Below are 23,861 nucleotides of genomic sequence, written 5' to 3' on the forward strand. Positions count from 1 at the left end.
ACGGCCGCTGAAGGGGGATGCGCAATGGACCTGGACATCCGCGGCAGGTCGGCGTCCGAGATCGCCGACAGCCTGCGTGCCCTGATCGAGCGCGGCGACCTTCGCCCCGGGCAGGCGATCCCGCCCGTCCGCGCCCTGGCAGACGGGCTGGGGGTGAACCGCAACACGGTCGTCGCTGCCTATCGCCAGCTCACGCAGGCCGGCGTCATCGTGACGCGCGGCCGCGGCGGCACGCGCGTGGCCGACCCCGCCCCCGTCGCCCAGGAGGGCTTCGCCGCCGGCAGCGTGCTGCGCGACGTCGGCACGGGCAACCCCGACCCCGACCTGATCCCCGACCCGTCGTCCGCATTGGCGAGCGTGGCCGGGCGGCCCGTCCTGTACGGCGAGCCGGTGATCGACCCCGCCCTGGAGGAATGGGCGCGGGAGTGGATGCGGCAGGACCTGGCACCCGCCGCGGACATGCGGCTGACGATCACCAGCGGCGCGGCCGACGCCGTCGAGCGCCTGCTCGCCCAGGCGCTCACGCGGGACGACGCCGTGGCGCTCGAGGACCCCTGCTTCCTCACCAGCATCCACACCGTCCGCATCGGCGGGTACCGCGCCGTCCCGGTCCCCGTCGACGACGAGGGCATGACGGTCGAGGGACTGCGGGCGGCGCTCGACCAGGGCGTCCGCGCCGTCGTCCACACGCCGCGGGCGCAGAACCCCACCGGGGCGAGTCTCTCGAAGCGTCGCGCCGAGCAGCTGCGGGCGGTGCTGCGCGACCACCCGTACGTCCTCGTCATCGAGGACGACCACTTCTCGCTGCTGTCGCGGCAGCCGTTCCACTCCCTCGTCGCGGCGGGCCACCGACGGTGGGCGCTGGTCAGGTCGGTGTCGAAGTTCCTGGGTCCCGACATGTGCCTGGCGGTGACGGCATCCGATCCCGAGACGGCCGAGCGGCTCGCGATGCGGCTCACTCCCGGCACGACCTGGGTCAGCCACCTGCTCCAGCGGCTCACGCTCGCTCTGGTGACGGATGCCGCGACCATGGCGGCCATCGAGCGCGCGGGCGCCCACTACGCGGCGCGCAACGCGGCGTTCGTGCAGCGCCTGTCGGCGCAGGGCGTGCCGGCGGGCGCCGGTGACGGGCTGAACCTGTGGATCGCGCTCCCCGTGCCCGCGCGGGCGGTCTCGGAGCAGCTGATGCGCCGCGGGTGGCTCGCCCGGCCCGGCGACGAGTTCGTGCTGGCCGAGGCGGGCCCGTCGCACCGCCTGCGGCTCACGGTGCACGATCTGGACGACCCCGACGCCGACCGGCTCGCCGCCGACGTCGCCGCCGCCGTGCGAGCGGCCGGTGGACGGCTCGTCACGCGCGAAGTGGCATGATCGAGCGGTGAAGATCCTCTCGATCCAGTCCGCGGTCGCCTACGGTCATGTCGGCAACTCCGCCGCCGTCTTCCCGCTCCAGCGCATCGGCGTCGAGGTCATGCCGGTCTACACGGTGAACTTCTCCAATCACACCGGCTACGGCGCATGGCGCGGCCCCCTCATCAGCCCGGACGACGTGCGCGAGGTCATCACGGGCATCGAGGAGCGCGGCGCGTTCCCGGAGATCGACGTCGTGCTCTCGGGGTACCAGGGCGGCGAGGGCATCGCCGACGTGATCCTCGACGCCGTCGCACGGGTCAAGCAGGCCAACCCCGAGGCCGTCTACGCGTGCGACCCGGTGATGGGCAACGCGAAGTCGGGCTGCTTCGTCGCGCCGGCCATCCCCGTGCTGCTGCGGGAGCGCGTGGTCCCCGCCGCCGACATCATCACCCCGAACCAGTTCGAGCTCGGCTTCCTGACCGGCACCGAGCCCGCCGACGTCGCATCGACGCTCGCCTCGGCAGACCTCGCCCGGGCGATGGGCCCCGGAACGGTGCTGGTCACGAGCGTCGAACGGCCCGATCGCCCGGAGGGGACGATCGAGATGCTCGCCGTGACCGATGACGGCGCCTGGATCGTGCAGACGCCCCACATCCCGATGAAGGCGAACGGATCGGGCGACGTCACGGCCGCCCTCTTCACCGCGCACTACCGCCGCACCGGCGACGCGGCCGATGCGCTCGCCCGCACCACATCGAGCGTGTTCGACCTCCTCGAGCGCACGCACGCGTCGGGCGAGCGCGAGCTGCAGCTCGTCGAGTCGCAGGAGGCCTACGCCCACCCGCGTCTGCAGTTCGAGGTCACGCGGGTCCGCTGATCGCATCGGAGTGACGGATGCCGCGGGCCGCGGCATCCGTCGACTCCGGTCAGGCGCTCCAGGCGTCGGCCACCGCGCGGCGCACGTCGCCCAGCAGCTGGGGCAGCGCCTTGGTCTTCGCGATGATCGGGAAGAAGTTCGCGTCCGCGGCCCAGCGGGGCACGATGTGCTGGTGCAGGTGCTCGTCCACGCCCGCGCCGGCGACATGCCCCTGGTTCATGCCGATGTTGAAGCCGTCGCAGCGCGACACCTGACGGAGCACGCGCATGCCTTGCTGGGTCAGGAGGCCGATCTCGGCGACCTCCTCGTCCGTCGCCTGGTCGTAGGTCGCGATATGGCGATACGGGCAGATCAGCAGATGGCCCGAGTTGTACGGGAAGAGGTTCAGCAGCGCGTACGCCGTCCTCCCGCGGAAGACGATGAGGCCGTCCTCGTCGGACCTGCGGGGCGCCTCGCAGAACGGGCACTCCTGCCGCAGCACCTCGGGGCCCGCCTGGATGTACGCCATGCGGTGCGGGGTCCACAGCCGCTGGAACTGGTCGGGCACCCCCGGGAGCGTCGCGGCGTCGACGAGCACCGGGTCCGGGGCATCCGTTCCCGGAGTCCCAGGACCGGGCTCGCCGACGTCCGTCACGAAAAGTCCTCCGCCGTGTTCACCAGGGCATGCGAGGCGATCGCGTCGCGGACGCGGCGGACGGCGTCGGCGATCGGCACGCCGTTCTCCTGCGAGCCGTCGCGGAAGCGGAACGACACGGTGCCGGCGGACTGGTCCTGCGCGCCCGCGATCAGCTGCAGCGGCACCTTCTGGGTGGTGTGGGTGCGGATCTTCTTCTGCATGCGGTCGTCGGAGTGGTCGAGCTCGGCGCGCACTCCCGCTGCCCTCAGCTGCGCGATGACATCGCCGAGGTAGTCGGCGAAGTCCTCGGCGACGGGGATGCCGACCACCTGCACGGGCGCGAGCCACACCGGGAACGCGCCGGCGTAGTGCTCGAGCAGGATCGCGAAGAACCGCTCGATCGAGCCGAAGAGCGCCCGGTGGATCATGATCGGCCGCTTCTTCTGGCCGTCGCGATCGGTGTACTCCAGCTCGAACCGCTCCGGCAGGTTCGGGTCGACCTGGACGGTGGACAGCTGCCAGGTGCGGCCGATCGCGTCACGCGTCTTGAGGTCGATCTTCGGACCGTAGAAGGCCGCCTCGCCCGGGACCTCGGTGAGCTTCAGGCCGCTCGCGAGGGCGACGTTGCGAAGCGCGTCGGTCGAGTGCTCCCAGAACTCGTCCGAGCCGATCCACTTCTCCTTCTCGTCGTCGCGCATCGACAGCTCGAGCTCGAAGTCCTCGAGGCCGAAGTCGCGGAGCATCGAGATGACGAACTCCAGGACGCGGGTCGCCTCCTCCTCCAGCTGCTCCGGAGTGACGAACAGGTGCGAGTCGTCCTGGGTGAAGCCGCGCACCCGGGTGAGGCCGTGCAGCGCGCCCGAGAGCTCGTTGCGGTACACCGTGCCGTTCTCGGCCAGCCGCATCGGCAGGTCGCGATAGCTGCGCGCGCGCTCCTTGTAGATGAGGATGTGCATCGGGCAGTTCATCGGCTTCAGGTAGTAGTCCTGGCCGTGCTTGGTGATCTCGCCCTGCTCGTCGCGCTCCTCGTCGAGATGGATGGGCGGGAACATCCCCTCCTTGTAGGTGACGAGGTGGTTGGACTGCAGGAACAGGTCCTGCTTGGAGATGTGGGGCGTGTAGACGTAGGTGTAGCCGCCCTCGATGTGGCGCCGGCGCGCGTGCTGCTCCATCTCGCCGCGCACCACGCCGCCGCGCGGGTGCCAGACCGACAGGCCCGATCCGATCTCGTCCGGGAACGAGAACAGGTCCAGCTCCTTGCCGAGCTTGCGGTGGTCGCGCTTCGCGGCCTCCTCGAGGCGCGTCTGGTAGGCGCGCAGCTCGTCCTTGGTCGGCCAGGCGGTGCCGTAGATGCGCTGCAGCTGGGGGTTCTTCTCGCTGCCGCGCCAGTATGCACCCGCGATCCGCTGGAGCGCCCACCCGTTGCCGATCATGCGGGTGTTGGGCAGATGCGGTCCGCGGCAGAGGTCCTTCCACAGGGTCTGGCCGTCGCGGTCGACGTTGTCGTAGATCGTCAGCTCGCCCGCGCCGACCTCGACGGAGGCGCCCTCGGCCTTGTCGGCGGCGCCGCCGCCCTTCAGGTCGATGAGCTCGAGCTTGAACGGCTCGTCGACGAGCTCGACGCGCGCCTCCTCCTCGGTCACGACACGGCGCACGAAGCGCTGGCCCTCGCGGACGATGCGCTGCATCTCCTTGTCGATGGCCTTGATGTCCTCGGGGGTGAAGGGATGCTCGACGCCGAAGTCGTAGTAGAAGCCGTCGGTCACCGGCGGGCCGATGCCGAGGTTCGCCTGCGGGTGGATGCGCTGGACGGCCTGCGCGAGGACGTGGGCCGTCGAATGGCGCAGGATCGCCAGGCCGTCGGGGCTGTCGATGGTGACGGGCTCCACGGCATCCGCCTGCTCCACCACCGTCGCGAGGTCTTTCAACTCACCGTTGACGCGGAGGGCGACCACGGAGCGATCGGGGAACAGGGCGAAGCCGTCGGCGGGATAGGACACAGCGTCAGTCACGGAAACTCTCCAGGGAATGGCTCGGATCAAGGCTACTCAGCTTCGGGCGCACGACACGCCCCGCCCGCTCAGGCGCCGAGCGTTCGCGTGTCGGTCTCGAGTGCCGCAGCGGCGGCCGACCAGACGAGTTCCACGCTCCGAGTCTAGTCAGCCGACGGCGGCGCCCGTGCCCTCCGGACGGCGGCCGATGTGGACGAGCTCGTGGCGGGGCCGCGCTGCGGGCAATAGGCTGACGGCGTCGTCGCATGCGGTGCGGAAGCCGCCCGGCGTGCGGCGACACGCGCGACGCGACCACTGGGGGTCGACATGAGCGAGGGCGATGTCCTGCCGGCGGCGACCGGCGATCGGATCAGGCGGAGGCTCCGCTGCGGTGAGCCGGTGATCCACGGGTTCGACGCGGCCGACGGCGTGGCGCTGCGGCTCACGCGGTTCCGGGGCGGGCGCAGGGGACCTGTCGTGCTCTCCCCCGGCTTCGGGACGTCGGCGCTGGCCTACACGCTCGACACGACCGAGACCAACCTCCCCGAGCACCTCTACGAGCGCGGCTACGACGTGTGGGTGCTGGACTATCGCGCGAGCCCCGCCCTGGCGTCGGCGAGCTCGCAGTTCACGCTGGACGACATCGCGCGGTTCGACTACCCGGCCGCCGTGCAGAAGGTCCGAGACGTCAGCGGCGCCGAGTCGGTGCAGATCGTCGCGCACTGCGTCGGATCGCTCACCCTGCTGATGTCGCTCGGGTTGGGCTTGCGCGGCGTGCGGTCGGCGGTGGCCTCGCAGGTGACGCTCCACCCGCGCGCGGGCGCGCTCAACGAGTTCCGCGCCGGCATCTACACGGGCAACGTCCTCCAGGCGCTCGGCGTCGACACGCTGACCACCGAGCCCGCCGACGATCCGTCGTGGGCCGAGTCGCTCTACGACCGTGCCCTGGCGCTGTATCCCGCGGGCGAGGAGCCGTGCGACAGGCCGTTCTGCCGCCGGGTGATGTTCATCTACGGCGAGGTCTACGACCACGACCGCCTCAACGAGGCGACCCACGATCACCTGCATGAGGCGTTCGGGGTGGCCAACCTGACGGCGCTCACCCACATCACGAAGATCCTCCGCGAGGACCATGCCGTGAGCATGGACGGCGAGCACGACTACCTCGACGACGTCTCCGGCCTGCGCGTCCCGATCGCGTTCGTCCACGGCGAGGCCAATCGCCTCTTCCTGCCGGAGGGCAGCCGGATCACGTACGAGCACCTGCGGGAGGTCAACGGCGACGGGTACTACACGCGGCACGTGATCCCCGGCTACGCCCACATGGACTGCTTCATCGGGACGGATGCCGCGCGCGATGTCTACCCGGTCCTCACCGCTGAGCTGGACCGGTACAACTGACCGATCGAGCACGGCCGGCATGGCGAGGAACGAAGAAACCCCCGGGGATCCGGGGGTTTCCAGTGGTGGGCGATACTGGGATCGAACCAGTGACCTCTTCCGTGTCAGGGAAGCGCGCTACCGCTGCGCCAATCGCCCGAGTCGAACTCCGGTCGGGACCGGGAGTGGAGGTGGCGACGGGATTCGAACCCGTGTAAACGGCTTTGCAGGCCGGTGCCTAGCCGCTCGGCCACGCCACCGCGTGTGGTTTGACCCCACGTGCCGTGATCCCTGGAGGGGATCCCTGCACTCGAGCGGATGACGAGACTCGAACTCGCGACCCTCACCTTGGCAAGGTGATGCGCTACCAACTGCGCTACATCCGCATTTCGCTTCCGGGATTCGCACCCCGGGCACTTGAACGACTTTAGCCGATCCTCGCCGTCATGCAAAACCGGACGGACCCCGCGCGTGTCACACGGATGTGGTTCGAGGCGCGCTTCGCCATCCGGTAGGATCGTTACTCGTCCCCCTCGGGGTACGGGCGATTGGCGCAGTTGGTAGCGCGCTTCCTTCACACGGAAGAGGTCATCAGTTCGAGTCTGGTATCGCCCACCACGACGGATGAGGCCGGCCACGTCAGTGGCCGGCCTCTTCTGCATCCGGTCAGTCGTCAATCGCCCAGCCGTAGCGGCGGTGGAGCGCGTCGGCGACCCGCATGAAGCGCTCGAGATCGAGGGCGGATGCCTCACGCCGCAGTCCCTCGCGATGCACGCTGTAGATCTGGTCGATGTCGACCCACGACGGCCTGCCGCGCGCGTCCCACTCCCCCGCGCCCAGGGGGAGGAAGTCGCGGTCGCCGTCGTGGGCCTTGCTGGTGAGCTTGACGGCGTAGACGCGTTCGGAATCCTGCCTTCCGATGACGAGCACGGGACGGTCCTTGCCACGCCCGTCGTTCTCGACGTACGGCACCCAGGTCCAGACGACCTCTCCGGCGTCCGGCTCGCCGTCGCGGTCGGGGGCGTACGCGATCCGCAGCGCGCTCCGGCCCGGTGGCGGCACCTCGATCGTGGCGGTCGCGCCGGCGTGCGACGCGGCGGGGACCGCCGGCGCTGCGGACCGCCGCGGCCGCAGAATGCCGCTCAGGACGCCGAGCAGACCTCTTCGCTGTGTCACACGCGTCATCCTACGAGGCGCGTCGGGCCGCCCCGGCGCCCCTTCGGCGCTGTGCGAAGAGCGTCAGGCGCGAGTGCCCTCCAGGACGTATCCCTCTTCGCCGTGCACGACGGTGTCGATGCCGGCGACCTCGTCCTCGTTCTTGACGCGGAAGCCGATCGTCTTCTCGATGACCAGGCCGATGCCGAAGGCCAGGGCGAACGAGTACACGAGGACGGCGATCGCGGCGATGGCCTGCACGAGCAGCTGCGTGAACGAGCCGCTGTAGATGAGGCCGGTGCCGTTGGCGAAGAAGCCGAGGTACAGCGTTCCGATGAGGCCGCCGACGAGGTGGATGCCCACGACGTCGAGCGAGTCGTCGAAGCCCCACTTGTACTTGAGCTCGATCGCGAGGGCGCAGACGGCGCCGGCGACGAGGCCGAGCACGATCGCCCAGATCGGGGTCACCGACGCGCACGCCGGGGTGATGGCGACCAGACCCGCGACGGCGCCGGAGGCGGCACCGACCGAGGTGGGCTTGCCGTCCTTCAGCTTCTCGACCACGAGCCAGGCCAGGAGGGCCGCGGCGGGGGCGGCGATCGTGTTGACGAACGCGAGGGCCGCGGTGCCGTCGGCGGCGAGCTCCGAGCCGGCGTTGAAGCCGAACCAGCCGAACCACAGCAGGCCGGCGCCCAGCAGCACGAACGGCGGGTTGTGCGGGACGTGGACGCCCTTCTGGAAGCCGACGCGCTTGCCGAGCACCAGGGCGAGCGCGAGAGCGGCCGCGCCGGCGTTGATGTGGACGGCCGTGCCGCCCGCGAAGTCGATCGCGCCGACTCCGAACCACTCCTGCATGCCGTAGGTGATCCAGCCGCCGTAGGCGAAGCTGCCGTCCTCGGCGAGGCCGAAGTTGAACACCCAGCTGGCGACCGGGAAGTAGACGATCGTGGCCCAGATGGCCGCGAAGATCATCCACGATCCGAACTTGGCGCGGTCGGCGATGGCGCCCGACACCAGAGCGACCGTGAGGATCGCGAAGGTGGCCTGGAACGCGACGAAGGCCAGCGGCGGGTATGCCGCGCCCTCCGGCACCTCGAGGAGGCTGGTCAGTCCGATGGCCGACCAGTCGATCGACCACGGGGCGACGAGGCCCTCAGCGCCGGGGAAGGCGATGGCGTAGCCGTAGACGACCCACAGCACGCCGATGAGGCCGAGTGCGCCGAAGCTGAGCATCATCATGCTGATGACGCTCTTGGCCTTCACCAGGCCGCCGTAGAAGAACGCGAGACCGGGCGTCATCAACAAGACGAGCGCGGCCGCTATGAGCATGAATGCGGTGTTGCCTTGATCCATCTCGGTGGAGAACCTCTCTGCGGGGGACGCAGCTGAAAGCGTCGGGTTCCCTCAGTGTGTCGACCGTCCGTTTCGGCAGCGGGACGACCCGTGTTTCTCCTTCGTTACGGAGCCGCCCCGCACGTAAACATCGTGTTTCGGGGCTCCGAGGACCCGCCGGGAATCAGGCGAGGGTCGACGCGACCAGGCGGGAGATCGCCCGGAGATACTTCTTGCGGTACCCCCCGGCGAGCATCTCCTCCGGGAAGACGAGGTCCAGCGACGTCCCCGTCGCCCGGACCGGCAGCTGCGCGTCGTACACGCGGTCGATGAAGGCGACGAACCGCAGCGCCGCGGACTGGTCCGTGAAAGGCTCGACGTCGCGCAGTCCGACCATCGAGAGCCCCTCGATCAGGCGGATGTAGCGCGACGGGTGCACGCGGGCGAGGTGGCTTACGAGGTCGTCGAACGCATCGTCGGAGACGAGGCTCGTGGCCGCGGCATCCGCGATCGCCGCGTCGTACTGCGGGCGCTCGAGCACCATCGCGTGGCCGTCGACGGCGCGGTGACGGTAGTCCGTCCCGTCGATGCGCACCGTATGGAAGCTCGCCGCCATGGCGTGGATCTCGCGCAGGAAGTCCTGCGCGGCGAACCGCCCCTCCCCGAGCGCGTTGGGAGGGGTGTTGGATGTCGCCGCCAGACGCGTCCCGGAGGCGACGAGCTCGCCCAGCAGCCGGGTCATCACCATCGTGTCACCGGGGTCGTCCAGCTCGAACTCGTCGATGCACAGCAGATCCGAGCCGCGGAACAGCTCGACGGTGTTCTGGTAGCCGAGCGCGCCCACGAGCGCCGTGTACTCGATGAACGACCCGAAGTACTTCCGCCGCGCGGGCAGCGCGTGGTACACCGCGGCCAGGAGGTGGGTCTTGCCCACGCCGAAGCCGCCGTCGAGGTACACGCCCGGCTTGACCTCCGGCCGCTTCGCGCGACGGAAGAGCCCGCCCTTGACGGGTGCCGCGGTTCCGGTGAACGCCAGGAGCAGGTCCTTCGCCTCCTGCTGCGAGGGATATGCGGGATCGGCCCGGTAGGTGTCGAAAGTCGCGTCGGCGAACTGCGGCGGCGGCACGAGGGCGGCGACCATCTCGGCACCGGCGAGCTGCGGGGTCCGCTCTGCGAGGTGGACGACGCCGGAGCGGGTGGCGGAGACGGTCATGCGGATCCTCGGTGGAAGTGGACGGCGCGTTACAGCAGGGCTGTGCTCGCCCGCCCGGGAATCTAGGGTCGAAGGCGACGGTTCAACCCTAACCGCCGCCCGCGGGCGCCGACGCGTGCCCGCACCCCGCCGACATCAGGAGACGCCATGCCCGTCGAGACCGACACCTCGTCCGAGAAGTTCGCCGAGTACGCCCAGCCCGGACGGCTCGTCACCGGCGAGTGGCTCGAGGCCCGGCTGGGCCGGCCGGGGCTCGTCGTCGTCGAATCCGACGAGGACGTGCTGCTGTACGAGACGGGGCACATCCCCGGTGCCGTCAAGGTGGACTGGCACACCGAGCTCAACGACCCCGTGGTGCGCGACTACGTCGATGGCGAGGGTTTCGCCGCGCTGCTCGGCCGCAAGGGGATCTCCCGCGATGACACGGTGGTGATCTACGGGGACAAGAACAACTGGTGGGCGGCCTACGCGCTGTGGGTCTTCTCCCTCTTCGGGCACGAGGACGTCCGGCTCCTCGACGGCGGCCGTGACAAGTGGATCGCCGAGGGCCGCCCGATGACGACCGAGGTGCCCAAGCCCGCGCCCACGCGCTACCCGGTCGTCGAGCGCGACGACTCGGTGCTGCGCGCATACAAGGAGGACGTCCTCGCACACCTCGGCAGCGGTCCGCTCATCGATGTGCGCTCCCCTGAGGAGTACGACGGCTCGCGCACCACTGCCCCGGCCTACCCCGAGGAGGGCGCCCTGCGCGCCGGACACATCCCCACGGCGAGGAGCGTCCCGTGGGGACGCGCCGTCGCCGAGGACGGCGGCTTCAAGAGCCGCGCCGAGCTCGACGCGATCTACCGGGGCGAGGTCGGGCTGAAAGGCGACGATGCGATCGTCGCCTACTGCCGGATCGGCGAGCGGTCCAGCCACACCTGGTTCGTGCTCAGGCATCTCCTGGGCTTCGACGACGTGCGCAACTACGACGGGTCATGGACGGAGTGGGGCAGCGCGGTGCGCGTGCCGATCGTCGCGGGAGCCGAGCCCGGCGACGCCCCCCGCCGGTGACCGGCCGGGTCCCTCGCCAGCCGGGCGTGGGATGATGGCGGGGATGACCGACACCGCCCTGCCCGAGCGCCTCGCCGAGATCCGCGACGAGTTCCTGGAGCTGCCCGAGGCCGACCGGCTGCAGCTGCTCCTGGAGTACTCGTACGAGCTGCCCGCCGTGCCGGCGGAGTACGAAGGCCACCCCGAGCTCTACGAGCGCGTCGTCGAGTGCCAGTCCCCCGTCTTCATCGTCGTGGACGTCGACGGCGACGGCACCGTGGCCATGCACGCGACGGCGCCGCCCGAGGCGCCGACGACGCGCGGCTTCGCCAGCATCCTGGCCCAGGGCCTCACCGGGCTGACAGCCGGCGAGGTCCTCGCGGTGCCGGGCGACTTTCCCCAGACGCTGGGGCTCACCCGCGTCGTGTCGCCGCTGCGGATCTCGGGCATGACGGGCATGCTGCTGCGCGCGCAGCGGCAGGTGCGCGCCAAAGCGGCCGCCTGACCCGCGCGCACTCCTCAGCCGGGCAGGAGGCTCTGCGCTGCGAGCCACGAGCGGATGCTGTCGCTCCATCGCTCCTGGTCGTAGTTCCACAGCTTCGTGTGCCGCGCGACCTCGAACACCTGCATCTGGACGAGATCGGGGCGGGCGACGACGAGGTCGTGCGAGGCGTCCGAGGGGACGTAGCCGTCGTCGTCGCTGTGGAGGATGAGGATCGGATGCCGCAGCTCGCTCGCGCGCGACAGCACGTCGAGCTGGTCGAGGCGGATCGCCGCGCCGGTGCGGGTGAGCGGGGCCGCCCACTCCGTACGGAGCGCCTCCATCGCCAGACCCGTGATCGCGTCGGGCACGCGCTGCTCGCGCGCCTGGTACTTCAGCACGAGGCTCCAGTCCACGACGGGCGACTCGAGGATCAGGCCGGCGATCGCGTCGCGGTGTGCGGAGTTCAGGGCCAGCTGCAGCGCGATCGCTCCGCCCATCGACCAGCCCATGATCACGATCCGGCGGGCGCCCCGTCGCCGGGCGAACCCGACGGCGGCATCGACGTCGCGCCATTCCGTCGATCCCAGCCCGTAGGTGCCGCTGCGGCTGCGCGGCGCCTCACCGTCGTTGCGGTACGAGACCACGAGCGAGGTGATGCCGAGCCCGTGGAAGACGGGGACCGCGCGCAGGCACTCGGCGCGCGTCGTACCGCGCCCGTGCACCTGGATGACCCACGTCTCGCCGGAGCCCGCCGGGAAGAGCCACGCCGGGCACGGGCCGACGGTCGAGCCGATGAGCTCCGGGCTGAAGGGAAGGTGCAGCTGCTCGGGACGGTCGTAGTACCAGCCGCTGAAGGCCGCCTCGGGGGCGAGCTCGGCGTCGGAGCCGATATGGGTGAGCAGCTTGCGCTTGACGCTGGTGGCGTCCTCCGAGAGCACCGAGCCGAGCTTGATGTAATCCGAGGTGCCCTTGGTGAACAGGCCGTAGCGCCCCGGAAGCGCGGTGTCGGGCGTCCGCGACAGCGTGATCGTCTGCGCGGCGGTGTCCAGGGCGAGGATGCGCGTGTCGGGCTCGCGCCGCGTCGGCGTGACGACGCGGCGGGCCATCAGGACGGACCCGGCGGCGAGGGCGCCGAGCGTCCCGGCCAGCGCGACGCTCAGCACCGTGAGCGCGGCTTTGACCCCGGCGACGTAGGCGGGTGTGCGGGGCCGGGTGGCGGAGCTGCGGGTTGCGCCGCCCATCGCGGCGCGCCTGAAGGCGACCATCGAGGCATCACTCTAGTCTGTCCGCGTGGCTGACCAGCGTCCCCCCGCGGCACCGAGCTCGTTCGAGCAGGCGGCCGAGGCGGTGCGCTCGATCTCGTTCCGCGACGACCTGACGGTGCGTGAGATCCCGGCACCGCAGGGGCTGGCGCCCCAGGCGCTCGCGATCGCGGGCGATGTGCGCTCCTCCCCCGACGACGTCGACTCGCCGTACGGCACGGGTCGGCTCGTGCTGCTGCACGATCCGGAGGAGCCGGCGCCGTGGAACGGCCCCTGGCGCATCGTGTGCTTCGCCCAGGCGCCGCTCGAGCCGGAGATCGGAGTCGATCCGCTCCTGGCCGATGTCGCGTGGACGTGGCTCACCGACGCGCTGGCGTCGCGTCGCGCCGGGTTCCATTCGGCCTCCGGGACGGCCACGAAGACGCTCTCCAAAGGTTTCGGCTCCCTTGCCGCGGAAGGAGACGGTGCGCAGATCGAGCTGCGGGCGTCCTGGTCACCGGAAGGCGCGATCGCTCCGCACGTGGAAGCATGGGCGGAGTTGGTATGCATGCTCGCCGGGCTCCCGCCCGGCTCGGAAGGGATCGCGATGCTGGGTTCGCGCAGGACGCCGCGTGGTTGATTATGAGGTGATCGACGAGGTGGGCCACCTCGCCGACGCCGCGCGCCGGCTGGCCGCCGGCCAGGGGCCTGTGGCCGTCGACGTCGAGCGCGCCTCCGGATTCCGGTACTCGCAACGCGCATACCTCGTGCAGGTGTTCCGTCGCGGCGTCGGCGTGTTCCTGTTCGACCCTCCGCCCATCGGGGACTTCCAGGCGCTGCAGGACGCGATCGGTCACGAGGAGTGGGTCCTTCACGCCGCCAGCCAGGACCTGCCGTCACTGCGCGAACTGGGCCTCGTGCCCGACTCGATCTTCGACACCGAGCTCGCCGCGCGACTTCTGGGTCATGACCGGGTTGGCCTCGGTGCGGTCGTGGAGGACACCCTCGGGATCACCCTCGCCAAGGCGCACTCCGCCTCGGACTGGTCCACCCGTCCGCTGCCGCAGTCGTGGCTGGAGTACGCGGCACTGGACGTCGAGCACCTCGTGGACGTGCGCGACAAGCTGCTCGAGGAGCTTCACGAGCAGGGCAAGGCCGACTTCGCGGCCGAGGAGTTCCGCGCCGTGCTCGAACGCGAGCCGAAGCCGCCGCGCGAAGAGCCGTGGCGTCGCCTGAGCGGCCTGCACACGGTACGTGGACGCAAGGCGCTGGCCGTCGCCCGTGAGCTGTGGACCGCGCGCGAGGAGTACGCGCGGGCGGAGGACGTCGCGCCCGGGCGACTCGTGCCCGACCGCGCGCTGGTGGCCGCGGTGCTCGCCGACCCCAAGTCGAAGAGCGCACTGGCCGCTGTGAAGGAGTTCACCGGGCGGGCCAGCCGCTCTCAGCTCGATCGCTGGTGGGCCGCCATCGAGGCGGGCCGTGCCACGAGCCACCTCCCGCTGGAGCGCGCGACGGGCGGGGACTCGCTCCCGCCGCCCCGCGCGTGGGCGGACCGCAACCCCGAGGCGGACGCGCGCCTGAAGGCGGCGCGCCCCGTCGTCGAGCGGCGGGCGGAGGAGCTGCGCATGCCGACCGAGAACCTGCTGACTCCCGACCTGCTGCGGCGCATCGCGTGGACGCCGCCGGAGCCGGTGACCGAGGCATCCATCGGCGACGCGCTCGCCTCGCTCGGCGCGCGGTCGTGGCAGATTGCGCAGACTGCACAGCTGATCGCCGATGCCTTTGTGGGATCCGTGCAAGCCGTGTCGGAGCCCTCCGAAACGGCTTCGTAGGTTTCCGCCACCCGATTCAGACCGCTCCGACCGCCCTCCTAGGCTGGCGTCATCCCAACTTTTGGAGGCAGAGTGGCCGAGATTTCGGACGTCTACTTCGTCGATGGCATGCGCACCCCGTTCGGGCGCGCCGGCGAAAAGGGCATGTACTGGAACACCCGCGCGGACGACCTCGCCGTCAAGGCGACGATCGGACTCATGGAGCGCAATCCGGGCGTTCCGAGGGACCGCGTCGACGACGTCGCCATCGCCGCGACGTCGCAGACGGGCGATCAGGGTCTGACCCTCGGCCGCAGCGTCGCGATCCTCGCCGGGCTCCCCCAGACCGTCCCGGGCTTCGCGATCGACCGCATGTGCGCGGGCGCGATGACCAGCGTCACGACGATGGCCGCCTCGATCGGCGTGGGCATGTACGACGTCGCCCTGGCCGGCGGGGTGGAGCACATGGGCCACCACCCGATCGGCGGCAACGCCGACCCCAACCCCCGCTTCGTCGCCGAGAAGATGGTCGACCCCGGCGCGCTCAACATGGGCGTCACCGCCGAGCGCATCTTCGACCGGTTCCCCCACCTGACCAAGGAGCGCTCCGACCGCTTCGGCATGCTCAGCCAGCACAAGGTGCAGGCGGCGTACGACGCCGGCAAGATCCAGCCGGATCTCGTGCCGGTCGCGATCAAGGACGCCGACGGCTCGTGGGGTCTCGCGACCGAGGACGAGGGCCGGCGGCCGGGTACCACGATGGCGGACCTCGCGAGCCTCAAGACCCCGTTCCGCCCGCACGGCCGGGTGACCGCGGGCACCTCGTCGCCGCTCACCGACGGTGCGACGATGTCGCTCCTCGCCGGTGGCGGCGCGGTCAAGGAGCTCGGGCTCACGCCGAAGATGAAGCTCGTCTCGTTCGCGTTCGCCGGCGTCCAGCCCGAGATCATGGGCATCGGGCCGATCCCGTCGACGGAGAAGGCCTTGAAGAAGGCGGGCCTGACGATCGGCGACATCGGACTGTTCGAGCTCAACGAGGCGTTCGCCATCCAGGTGATCTCCCTGCTCGACCACTTCGGCATCGCCGACGACGACCCGCGCGTCAACCAGTGGGGCGGCGCCATCGCCTTCGGCCACCCGCTGGCGGCGTCCGGCGTCCGCCTGATGATCCAGCTCGCGGCGCAGTTCGCCGAACGACCCGACGTGCGCTACGGCCTCACCGCGATGTGCGTCGGTCTGGGCCAAGGCGGCTCGGTCATCTGGGAGAACCCGTTCTACGACGGAAAGAAGCGGAAGTAAGCGCGGAATGACGAACTACGACGACATCGACTTCTCCCCCATCCTCGCCGTCACGGAGGGCGAGGTGATCACGCACTCGCGGGTGCGCGACATCCGCCTCCCCTCCGGCAAGGTGCTCGCCCTCATCACGCTCGACAACGGTCGCGACCACACCCGCCCCAACACGCTGGGACCGGCGACGATGTTCCAGCTGGGCGAGACGCTCGAGGCGCTCGAGGGGCGTGCCGCGGCCGGTGAGATCCAGGCGGTCGGCATCACCGGCAAGCAGTACATCCTGGCGGCGGGCGCCGACCTCTCCGACATCAGCAAGGTCGGCTCGAAGGACAATGCACGCCTGGTGGCCCAGCTGGGTCACAAGGTCTTCGGCATGCTGTCCGAGCTGGGGGTGCCGACGTTCGCGTTCGTGAACGGGCTGGCGCTGGGCGGCGGCCTCGAGATCGCGCTGAACAGCACGTACCGGACGGTGGATGCGTCGGCCGCCGCGATCGCCCTCCCCGAGGTCTTCCTCGGCATCATCCCCGGCTGGGGCGGCGCCTACCTGCTGCCGAACCTCATCGGCATCGAGAACGCCCTCGAGGTCGTGATCTCCAACCCGCTGAAGCAGAACCGCATGCTCAAGCCGCAGCAGGCGTTCGACTACGGAATCGTGGACGCGATCTTCCCGGCGGCGAACTACCTCGAGGATTCGCTGAACTGGGCGGACCGCGTGCTCAGCGGCAAGACCAAGGTCGAGCGCAAGCACGAGCCCGGGAAGATCGAGCGCCTCACCAAGTGGCCCATCGCGATCAAGATGGCACGCGGCATGCTCGAGTCCAGGATCGGGACGGTCCCGAAGTCGCCGTACGTGGCGCTGGACCTCCTCGACAAGGCGAAGGGCGGCACCAAGGCTGAGGGCTTCGCCCGCGAGGACGAGGCGCTGGCCGAGCTCGTAACCGGCGACCAGTTCGCGGCATCCATGTACGCGTTCGATCTGGTGCAGAAGCGCGCCAAGCGGCCGGTCGGGGCTCCTGACAAGGCCCTGGCGAAGACGGTCGCCAAGGTCGGCATCATCGGCGCCGGCCTCATGGCCAGCCAGTTCGCGCTGCTGTTCGTCCGCAAGCTGCAGGTGCCGGTGCTCATCACCGACCTCGATCAGGCGCGGGTCGACAAGGGTGTGGCCTACATCCACGACGAGATCGGCAAGCTCGAGGCGAAGGGGCGACTCGACGGCGACGCGGCCAACAGGCTGCGCGCCCTCGTGACCGGCACGACCGACAAGACGCTCTATGCCGACTGCGACTTCGTGATCGAGGCCGTATTCGAGGAGGTGGCGGTCAAGCAGCAGGTGTTCGGCGAGATCGAGAAGATCATCGCGGAGGACGCCATCCTCGCCACCAACACCTCGTCGCTGTCCGTGGCGGAGATCGGCGCGAAGCTGACGCATCCCGAGCGCCTGGTGGGCTTCCACTTCTTCAACCCGGTGGCGGTCATGCCGCTGATCGAGATCGTGAAGACGCCGCAGACGTCGGATGCCGCACTCTCGACGGCCTTCGTCGTGGCGAAGAGCCTCGGGAAGAACGGCGTGCTGACGGCGGATGCGCCGGGCTTCGTGGTGAACAGGCTGCTCGCCAAGGTCATGGGCGAGGCGGCGCGCGCGGTGTACGAGGGCACTCCCATCGCCGACGTCGAGAAGGCTTTCGCGCCGCTCGGACTGCCGATGGGACCGTTCCAGCTGATCGACCTCGTCGGATGGAAGGTCGCCGCACACGTGCAGGACACGATGGTGCGCGCCTTCCCCGACCGCTTCTACGCGAACGAGAACTTCCACGCCCTCGCGGAGCTGCCGCAGGTGGTCGAGAAGGACAAGGGCGGCCGCGTGACCGGCTGGACGAAGGCGGCGGAGAAGGTGCTCAAGCCCGCCGTCGGCTCCTCGCCCGCCTCGGCGGAGACCATTCTCGAGCGCGTCCAGGACGGACTCGCCCAGGAGATCAGGATCATGCTCGACGAGGGCGTGGTCCCGGAGGTGCAGGACATCGACCTGTGCCTCATCCTCGGAGCCGGCTGGCCGTTCATCGACGGTGGCGCATCGCCCTACCTCGACCGCGAGGGGGCTTCGCAGCGGGCATTCGGCGACACCTTCCACCACCCGGTGATCACGGGCATCGGCAGCTGAGCCGACCGACGACAGGCGGGCCGCGCAGGGCGCATCCTCCTCGGAGGGTGCGCCCTGTGCGTGCCGCGGGGGCGACAGCGGCCGGCGCGGCGAACGACCGCACCCCCGCCGTGGAACGCCGGCGGTCATGCCGGTGAACATCTCGCGAGCAGGGGCGTCTTCGGCGATGTCCCGGGATCGACGCAGGGCATCCTTTACTCAGGGACGATCGGGAGGAGTCCGGGTGCTGGATGCGATCTCAGGGTTGTTCAGCGGCAACGCGCTCAGCGTGCTCGTCAAGACGAGCGGCGCGGCGCTGACCCTCCTCGTGGTGGTCCCGGCGCTCATGAAGCTCTTCCTGGTCACGGTGGACGAGGGCTCGGCCGCGATCCGCACGCGCAACGGCAAGCCGATCATCCGACGGGTGCGCGGGTCGGACGACGGCCGCGGCGAGGTCGTGGTGCTGCGACCGGGCACCCACGGGGCGTTCCCGATCCTGTACTGGTACCGCATGGTCGACGTCCGGGCCCGATCGACGGATCTCCCGGCGCGCTGCCTCACGGCGGCGAGCGGGCATCAGCACCTCGTCCATGCGTCGTTCGACTGGCGGTCCATCGTCTCGGGCCACGACCTGCGGGTGCTCGAGCTGGACGTGCTGAACGTGAAGGAGCGGGCGGGCAACATCGTCGGCGCCGCGCTGCGCGACCTCGTGCACGAGCTGGACGGCGCGGTCCTCCCGCCGAACGACGCGCTGTCGCCGCGCATCGTGGCTGCGTGCACCGAGCTCGTGCGCAGGGAATGCGGCGTGGAGCTGCTGCGCGTGATCGTGACCGGCGATGCGCTCACCGACGGATACCTGCTGTCGCAGGCGGTCGCGCCCCTCGCGCCCGGTCCCGCACGGTCCGAGTGGGGCGCGGCGGCCGCCGTGCTGGCGGACCGGCTGAGCTCCGTCTAGCGGCGCTCGTCGCGCGTGCGGGCCAGGTCCGGCAGCGTGGGGATCTCGCTGGTCTGGGCTCCGCGGGCGACGGGGATGCGCGTGCCGAGCACCTGGGCGACGACGTCCTGCGCGATCTTCGCGGGCGTGAGACCGGCGTCCTCGAGGATCTGCTCGCGGCTCGCGTGGTCGATGAACTCGTCGGGCACGCCGAGCTCGTCGACGGCCGTGTCGATTCCCGCTTCGCGCAGCACCTGCCGCACGCGCGTGCCGATGCCGCCGACACGGATGCCGTCCTCGATGGTGATGACGAGGCGGTGGGATGCCGCCAGCTCCACGATCGACGGCTGCACCGGGACGACCCACCGCGGGTCGACGACGGTGGCGCCGATCCCCTGGGCGCGTAGCCGCTCGGCCACGTCGACGGCGATGTGCGCCATCGGGCCGATGCCCACGAGGAGGACGTCGTGGGCGTCGGAGCGCACCAGCACGTCGACACCGTCCTCGAGGCGCTCGATCGCCGGCAGCTCCGGGCTGACGGCGCCCTTCGGGAAGCGGACCACGGTCGGCGCGTCGTCGACGGCGACGGCCTCGCGGAGCTCCTCGCGCAGCCGCGGCTCGTCGCGGGGCACGGCGATGCGGATGTGCGGCACGATCTGCAGCATCGCGAGGTCCCAGATGCCGTGGTGGCTGGGACCGTCGGGTCCGGTGACCCCCGCGCGGTCGAGGACGAACGTGACGCCCGCGCGGTGGAGCGCGACGTCCATCAGCACCTGGTCGAACGCGCGATTCATGAATGTCGCGTAGATCGCGACGACGGGGTGCAGCCCGCCGAAGGCGAGGCCGGCCGCCGAGGCGACGGCGTGCTGCTCGGCGATGCCGACGTCGTAGACGCGGTCGGGGAAGCGCTGCGCGAACGAGAGGAGTCCCGTGGGCCGCAGCATGGCGGCGGTCATGGCGATGATGTCCTCGCGCTCGTCGCCGACCGCGACGAGCTCGTCGGCGAAGACGTCGGTCCATGCGAGGCCGCCGGAGGAGCCCAGGGCCGCTCCCGTGAGGGGGTCGATCTTGCCCACCGCGTGGAACTGGTCGGCCTCGTCCGACAGTGCGGGCGCGTAGCCGCGGCCCTTCTCGGTGATGGCGTGGACGATGACGGGCGCGCCGTACTCCTTGGCCAGCTCGAGCGTCTCGATGAGGGTCGGCAGGTCATGGCCGTCCACCGGACCCAGGTACTTGATGTCGAGGTTCGAGTAGAGGGCGGCGTTGTTGGTGAAGCGGGACAGGAATCCGTGGGTCCCGCCCCGCACGCCGCGATAGACCGCGCGCGCGGCCGGGCCGAGCTTGCGGAACAGGTTGTCGGAGCCGCGGTGCAGCGTGCGGTACGACTCGGCGGTGCGCACGCGGTTCAGATACCGCGCCATGCCGCCGATCGTGGGGGCGTACGACCGCCCGTTGTCGTTGACGACGATCACCAGGTTCCGGTCGTTGTCGTCGGAGATGTTGTTGAGCGCCTCCCACGTCATGCCGCCGGTGAGCGATCCGTCGCCGACGACGGCGATGACGTGGCGGTCCTTGCGCCCGGTGCGCGTGAGGGCCCGGGATACGCCGTCGGCCCAGCTCAGCGAGCTGGAGGCGTGCGAGGACTCGACGACGTCGTGGAGGCTCTCCGAGCGCTGGGGGTAGCCGGCCAGGCCCCCACGTGCGCGGAGCCGCGAGAAGTCCTGGCGGCCGGTCAGCAGCTTGTGCACGTACGACTGGTGACCGGTGTCGAAGATCATCGGGTCGTTCGGCGAGTCGAACACCCTGTGCAGAGCGATGGTGAGCTCCACGACGCCGAGATTCGGGCCGAGGTGACCCCCGGTGCGGGCGACGTTCTCGACGAGGAAGCCGCGGATCTCGTCCGCGAGCTGCTCCAGCTGGTCGGTGGTCAGCGCGTCGAGGTCACGGGGTCCGGCGATGGACGACAGCAGCGACATCCCCGCTCCTTTCCAGCCCGGAAGGGCCCTGTCAGTCTACCCGCGGCATGAACGAGGGACCGGATGCCTCGGCATCCGGTCCCCCGTGAATCGGCTGTCAGACCAGCGAGCGGAGCACGTACTGCAGGATGCCCCCGTTGCGGTAGTAGTCGGCCTCGCCGGGCGTGTCGATGCGGACGACCGCGTCGAACACGACAGTCTGCTTGCCCTCGGGCGAGAACTCGCTGGGCTCGGCGGTGACGCGCACCGTCTTGGGCGTGACGCCCTCGTTGAGCTGCTCGAGGCCCTCGATCGAGACGATCTCGGTGCCGTCCAGACCGAGCGAGCGCCAGCTCTCGCCGGCCGGGAACTGCAGCGGGACCACGCCCATGCCGATGAGGTTCGAGCGGTGGATGCGCTCGAAGCTCTCGGTGATCACGGCCTTCACGCCGAGCAGGCTCGTGCCCTTGGCCGCCCAGTCGCGCGACGAGCCGGAGCCGTACTCCTTGCCGCCGAAGACGACCAGGGGCGTTCCCTGCGCCTGGTAGTTCATGCTCGCGTCGTAGATGAACGACTGCGGGCCGCCCTCCTGGGTGAAGTCGCGCGTGAAGCCGCCTTCGACGATCTGACCGTCGTTGACCGCGGCGACGAGCTCGTTCTTCAGGCGGATGTTCGCGAACGTGCCGCGGATCATGACCTCGTGGTTGCCGCGACGCGAGCCGTAGGAGTTGAAGTCCTTCTGCGCGACGCCGTGCTCGGTGAGGTACTGCGCAGCCGGCGTGCCGGCCTTGATGTTGCCCGCCGGCGAGATGTGGTCGGTGGTCACCGAGTCGCCCAGCGTCGCCATGACCCGCGCGCCGGTGATGTCGCTGACCGGGGTCAGCTCCATCGTCATGCCCTCGAAGTACGGGGGCTTGCGCACGTAGGTCGACTCGTCGTTCCACTCGAAGATCGGACCGGTCGGCGTGGGCAGGTTCTTCCACCGCTCGTCGCCCTCGAACACCGTCGCGTACTGGGTGATGAACTGCTCGCGCGAGATCGACGTGTCGATGATCTGCTGGACCTCGTCGGGCGAGGGCCAGATGTCCCTCAGGAAGACATCGTTGCCCTCGGTGTCCTTGCCCAGCGGGTCGGTCTCGAAGTCGAAGTTCATCGAGCCCGCCAGCGCGTACGCGACCACGAGGGGCGGCGAGGCGAGGTAGTTCATCTTCACGTCGGGGCTGATGCGGCCCTCGAAGTTGCGGTTGCCCGAGAGCACCGCGGTCACCGCGAGGTCATGGTCGTTGATCGCGGCGGAGACCTCCTCGATGAGGGGACCCGAGTTGCCGATGCAGATGGTGCAGCCGTAGCCGACGGTGAAGAAGTCCAGGCCCTCGAGCGCCTTGTCCAGGCCGGACTTCTCGTAGTAGTCGGTGACGACCTTGGAACCCGGGCCGAGCGTGGTCTTCACCCAGGGCTTGCGCTTGAGGCCCTTGTCGACCGCCTTCTTGGCCAGCAGACCGGCCGCGATCATGACCGACGGGTTCGAGGTGTTGGTGCACGACGTGATGGCGGCCAGCGTGACGGCGCCGTTGTCGAGGATGTACGCCTCGCCGTCGGGCGTGGTGACCTTGACCGGCTTGGACGCCGTCGCCGGGGCGCCGCTGTTGATGTGCACCGGACGCGTGGTGGGCTCCTCCTCGCCGGGGACCTGGCCCGGGTCGGAAGCGGGGAAGGAGTGCTTGGACTCGAGGTCGACGATGTCGTCGGAGGTGGAGGCCGTGGCGTAGCTGACGATGTCCTTCTCGAACTGCGCCTTCGCCTCGGACAGCAGGATGCGGTCCTGCGGGCGCTTGGGGCCTGCGATCGAGGGGACGACGGTCCCGAGGTCCAGCTCCATGTACTCGCTGAAGGCCGGCTCCCGCGTCGGGTCGTGCCAGAGCGACTGCTCCTTGGCATACGCCTCGACCAGCGCGACGGCGTCCTCGTCGCGCCCGGTGAGGCGGAGGTACTCGAGCGTGACGTCGTCGATGGGGAACATCGCGGCGGTCGAGCCGAACTCCGGGCTCATGTTGCCGATGGTGGCGCGGTTCGCCAGCGGCACCGAGGCGACCCCCTCGCCGTAGAACTCGACGAACTTGCCGACCACGCCGTGCTTGCGCAGCATGTCGGTGATGGTCAGCACGACGTCGGTCGCGGTGACGCCGGCGGGGATCTCGCCGGTCAGCTTGAAGCCGACGACGCGCGGGATCAGCATCGAGACGGGCTGGCCGAGCATGGCGGCCTCGGCCTCGATGCCGCCGACGCCCCAGCCCAGCACGCCCAGGCCGTTGACCATGGTGGTGTGCGAGTCGGTTCCGACGCAGGTGTCGGGGTAGGCGCGCAGAACCCCGTCGACCTGGCGGTCGTAGATCACCTTCGCGAGGTGCTCGATGTTCACCTGGTGCACGATGCCGGTGCCGGGCGGGACCACCTTGAAGTCGTCGAACGCCGTCTGCCCCCAGCGGAGGAACTGGTACCGCTCGCCGTTGCGCTCGTACTCGATCTCGACGTTGCGCTCGAGGGCGTTCTCGGTGCCGAACAGGTCGGCGATCACGGAGTGGTCGATGACCATCTCGGCGGGCGACAGCGGGTTGATGCGGTTCGGGTCGCCGCCGAGGGCGGTCACGGCCTCGCGCATCGTGGCGAGGTCGACGATGCAGGGCACGCCGGTGAAGTCCTGCATCACGACGCGGGCCGGCGTGAACTGGATCTCGGTGTCGGGCTCGGCGTCGGGGTTCCACGAGCCGAGGGCCTTGATCTGCTCCTTCGTCACGTTCGCGCCGTCCTCGGTGCGCAGCAGGTTCTCCAGCAGCACCTTGAGGCTGAACGGGAGCTTCTCGTAGCCGTCGACGGTGTCGATGCGGAAGATCTCGTAGTCGGTGCTGCCGACCGTCAGGGTGCTCTTCGCACCGAAGCTGTCAACCGTGGACACGTCTGTCTCCTTCGTCGGCGGCGGGATCGGGCCGGAGTCCGGCATCCCCATCTTCCCCCGCACCGGAGCCCTCGGCTAGTGAGGTCTCCCTTATCGTGCGGCGGGAA

General features: G+C 70.2%; 18 protein-coding genes and 4 tRNA genes. 11 read left to right on the top strand and 11 right to left on the bottom strand.

Annotated features, from left to right (window positions below; translation table 11 throughout):
* Positions 1-24 precede the first annotated feature (24 nt).
* A complete protein-coding gene (locus tag ACFRAL_RS06225; RefSeq protein WP_378880862.1) occupies positions 25-1,368 on the top strand; it encodes an aminotransferase class I/II-fold pyridoxal phosphate-dependent enzyme in 1,344 nt (447 codons plus the stop codon).
* Between the two features lie 7 nt (positions 1,369-1,375).
* The gene (gene pdxY, locus ACFRAL_RS06230; protein WP_378880865.1) at positions 1,376-2,227 is read left to right on the top strand and encodes a pyridoxal kinase PdxY; all 852 of its coding nucleotides are present in this window, start codon (positions 1,376-1,378) and stop codon (positions 2,225-2,227) included.
* Positions 2,228-2,276: 49 nt separating this feature from the next.
* Here pdxY and ACFRAL_RS06235 read toward each other — a convergent pair whose 3' ends face one another.
* Both ACFRAL_RS06235 and thrS read right to left on the bottom strand, forming a co-directional pair.
* Entirely contained in the window at positions 2,277-2,804 is a 528-nt protein-coding gene (locus ACFRAL_RS06235) for an HIT domain-containing protein (RefSeq protein ID WP_336398064.1), read from the bottom strand.
* Positions 2,805-2,857: 53 nt separating this feature from the next.
* The gene (thrS, locus tag ACFRAL_RS06240; RefSeq protein WP_378880868.1) at positions 2,858-4,855 is read right to left on the bottom strand and encodes a threonine--tRNA ligase; all 1,998 of its coding nucleotides are present in this window, start codon (positions 4,853-4,855) and stop codon (positions 2,858-2,860) included.
* A 306-nt stretch (positions 4,856-5,161) separates the two neighbouring features.
* Between thrS and ACFRAL_RS06245 the strand changes: the two genes are divergently transcribed.
* Positions 5,162-6,235 carry an alpha/beta fold hydrolase gene (locus tag ACFRAL_RS06245; RefSeq protein ID WP_378880870.1) on the top strand — a complete coding sequence of 358 codons (1,074 nt, stop codon included), beginning with the start codon at positions 5,162-5,164 and terminating at the stop codon, positions 6,233-6,235.
* A gap of 63 nt (positions 6,236-6,298) precedes the next feature.
* On the opposite strand, the gene ACFRAL_RS06250 is transcribed toward ACFRAL_RS06245, so the two are convergent.
* The 3 genes from ACFRAL_RS06250 to ACFRAL_RS06260 all read right to left on the bottom strand — a co-directional run bounded on the left by ACFRAL_RS06250 (position 6,299) and on the right by ACFRAL_RS06260 (position 6,600).
* Positions 6,299-6,373, bottom strand: a tRNA-Val gene (locus ACFRAL_RS06250).
* A gap of 27 nt (positions 6,374-6,400) precedes the next feature.
* Positions 6,401-6,474: transfer RNA gene (locus ACFRAL_RS06255), tRNA-Cys, on the bottom strand.
* 53 nt (positions 6,475-6,527) lie between these two features.
* Positions 6,528-6,600 (bottom strand) — tRNA-Gly (locus ACFRAL_RS06260).
* Positions 6,601-6,756: 156 nt separating this feature from the next.
* On the opposite strand from ACFRAL_RS06260, the gene ACFRAL_RS06265 reads away from it, so the two are divergent.
* Positions 6,757-6,832 (top strand) — tRNA-Val (locus tag ACFRAL_RS06265).
* Positions 6,833-6,880: 48 nt separating this feature from the next.
* Here ACFRAL_RS06265 and ACFRAL_RS06270 read toward each other — a convergent pair.
* The 3 genes from ACFRAL_RS06270 to zapE form a co-directional block, all read right to left on the bottom strand.
* On the bottom strand, positions 6,881-7,399 hold the full coding sequence (locus ACFRAL_RS06270; RefSeq protein WP_378880873.1) for a type II toxin-antitoxin system PemK/MazF family toxin: 519 nt from the start codon (positions 7,397-7,399) through the stop codon (positions 6,881-6,883).
* Positions 7,400-7,453: 54 nt separating this feature from the next.
* Positions 7,454-8,722 carry an ammonium transporter gene (locus ACFRAL_RS06275; protein WP_336398018.1) on the bottom strand — a complete coding sequence of 423 codons (1,269 nt, stop codon included), beginning with the start codon at positions 8,720-8,722 and terminating at the stop codon, positions 7,454-7,456.
* 163 nt (positions 8,723-8,885) lie between these two features.
* Positions 8,886-9,914 (bottom strand): cell division protein ZapE, encoded by a 1,029-nt coding sequence (zapE, locus tag ACFRAL_RS06280; protein ID WP_378880877.1) that lies wholly within the window; start codon positions 9,912-9,914, stop codon positions 8,886-8,888.
* 147 nt (positions 9,915-10,061) lie between these two features.
* Between zapE and ACFRAL_RS06285 the strand changes: the two genes are divergently transcribed.
* Together ACFRAL_RS06285 and ACFRAL_RS06290 are read left to right on the top strand one after the other, a co-directional pair.
* Positions 10,062-10,967 (top strand): sulfurtransferase, encoded by a 906-nt coding sequence (locus tag ACFRAL_RS06285; RefSeq protein WP_378880880.1) that lies wholly within the window; start codon positions 10,062-10,064, stop codon positions 10,965-10,967.
* Positions 10,968-11,010: 43 nt separating this feature from the next.
* Positions 11,011-11,451, top strand: a complete 441-nt coding sequence (locus ACFRAL_RS06290; RefSeq protein WP_336398021.1) for a SufE family protein — start codon at positions 11,011-11,013, stop codon at positions 11,449-11,451.
* Between the two features lie 14 nt (positions 11,452-11,465).
* On the opposite strand, the gene ACFRAL_RS06295 is transcribed toward ACFRAL_RS06290, so the two are convergent.
* Entirely contained in the window at positions 11,466-12,695 is a 1,230-nt protein-coding gene (locus tag ACFRAL_RS06295) for an alpha/beta hydrolase (RefSeq protein ID WP_378880883.1), read from the bottom strand.
* A gap of 25 nt (positions 12,696-12,720) precedes the next feature.
* Between ACFRAL_RS06295 and ACFRAL_RS06300 the strand changes: the two genes are divergently transcribed.
* From ACFRAL_RS06300 to ACFRAL_RS06320, 5 genes are all read left to right on the top strand, one after another.
* Positions 12,721-13,311, top strand: a complete 591-nt coding sequence (locus ACFRAL_RS06300; protein ID WP_336398023.1) for a DUF3000 domain-containing protein — start codon at positions 12,721-12,723, stop codon at positions 13,309-13,311.
* Positions 13,304-14,503, top strand: a complete 1,200-nt coding sequence (locus ACFRAL_RS06305; protein ID WP_378880886.1) for a ribonuclease D — start codon at positions 13,304-13,306, stop codon at positions 14,501-14,503. The genes ACFRAL_RS06300 and ACFRAL_RS06305 overlap by 8 nt, the downstream gene beginning before the upstream one ends.
* 72 nt (positions 14,504-14,575) lie before the next feature.
* Positions 14,576-15,781 (top strand): thiolase family protein, encoded by a 1,206-nt coding sequence (locus ACFRAL_RS06310; RefSeq protein ID WP_378880889.1) that lies wholly within the window; start codon positions 14,576-14,578, stop codon positions 15,779-15,781.
* Positions 15,782-15,788: 7 nt separating this feature from the next.
* Positions 15,789-17,933, top strand: a complete 2,145-nt coding sequence (locus ACFRAL_RS06315) for a 3-hydroxyacyl-CoA dehydrogenase NAD-binding domain-containing protein (RefSeq protein WP_378880892.1) — start codon at positions 15,789-15,791, stop codon at positions 17,931-17,933.
* Positions 17,934-18,156: 223 nt separating this feature from the next.
* Positions 18,157-18,867, top strand: a complete 711-nt coding sequence (locus ACFRAL_RS06320) for a hypothetical protein (protein WP_378880895.1) — start codon at positions 18,157-18,159, stop codon at positions 18,865-18,867.
* On the opposite strand, the gene dxs is transcribed toward ACFRAL_RS06320, so the two are convergent.
* Both dxs and acnA read right to left on the bottom strand, forming a co-directional pair.
* Entirely contained in the window at positions 18,864-20,822 is a 1,959-nt protein-coding gene (gene dxs, locus ACFRAL_RS06325; protein WP_336398028.1) for a 1-deoxy-D-xylulose-5-phosphate synthase, read from the bottom strand. The genes ACFRAL_RS06320 and dxs overlap by 4 nt on opposite strands.
* Before the next feature lie 97 nt (positions 20,823-20,919).
* Positions 20,920-23,754: an aconitate hydratase AcnA gene (acnA, locus tag ACFRAL_RS06330; RefSeq protein WP_336398029.1), complete on the bottom strand. Its 2,835-nt coding sequence runs from the start codon at positions 23,752-23,754 to the stop codon at positions 20,920-20,922.
* Positions 23,755-23,861 lie beyond the last annotated feature (107 nt).

The organism is Microbacterium sp. NPDC056736 (assembly GCF_042790415.1).
GTDB lineage: Bacteria > Actinomycetota > Actinomycetes > Actinomycetales > Microbacteriaceae > Microbacterium.

What these genes read in the sequence shown, in the direction of transcription:
- ACFRAL_RS06225 (WP_378880862.1), top strand. Translation starts at nt 25, where the DNA reads ATGGACCTGGACATCCGCGGCAGGTCGGCGTCCGAGATCGCCGACAGC.
- ACFRAL_RS06245 (WP_378880870.1), top strand. Translation starts at nt 5,162, where the DNA reads ATGAGCGAGGGCGATGTCCTGCCGGCGGCGACCGGCGATCGGATCAGG.
- ACFRAL_RS06270 (WP_378880873.1), bottom strand. Translation starts at nt 7,399, where the DNA reads ATGACGCGTGTGACACAGCGAAGAGGTCTGCTCGGCGTCCTGAGCGGC.
- ACFRAL_RS06275 (WP_336398018.1), bottom strand. Translation starts at nt 8,722, where the DNA reads ATGGATCAAGGCAACACCGCATTCATGCTCATAGCGGCCGCGCTCGTC.
- zapE (WP_378880877.1), bottom strand. Translation starts at nt 9,914, where the DNA reads ATGACCGTCTCCGCCACCCGCTCCGGCGTCGTCCACCTCGCAGAGCGG.
- ACFRAL_RS06285 (WP_378880880.1), top strand. Translation starts at nt 10,062, where the DNA reads ATGCCCGTCGAGACCGACACCTCGTCCGAGAAGTTCGCCGAGTACGCC.
- ACFRAL_RS06290 (WP_336398021.1), top strand. Translation starts at nt 11,011, where the DNA reads ATGACCGACACCGCCCTGCCCGAGCGCCTCGCCGAGATCCGCGACGAG.
- ACFRAL_RS06295 (WP_378880883.1), bottom strand. Translation starts at nt 12,695, where the DNA reads ATGGTCGCCTTCAGGCGCGCCGCGATGGGCGGCGCAACCCGCAGCTCC.
- ACFRAL_RS06315 (WP_378880892.1), top strand. Translation starts at nt 15,789, where the DNA reads ATGACGAACTACGACGACATCGACTTCTCCCCCATCCTCGCCGTCACG.
- dxs (WP_336398028.1), bottom strand. Translation starts at nt 20,822, where the DNA reads ATGTCGCTGCTGTCGTCCATCGCCGGACCCCGTGACCTCGACGCGCTG.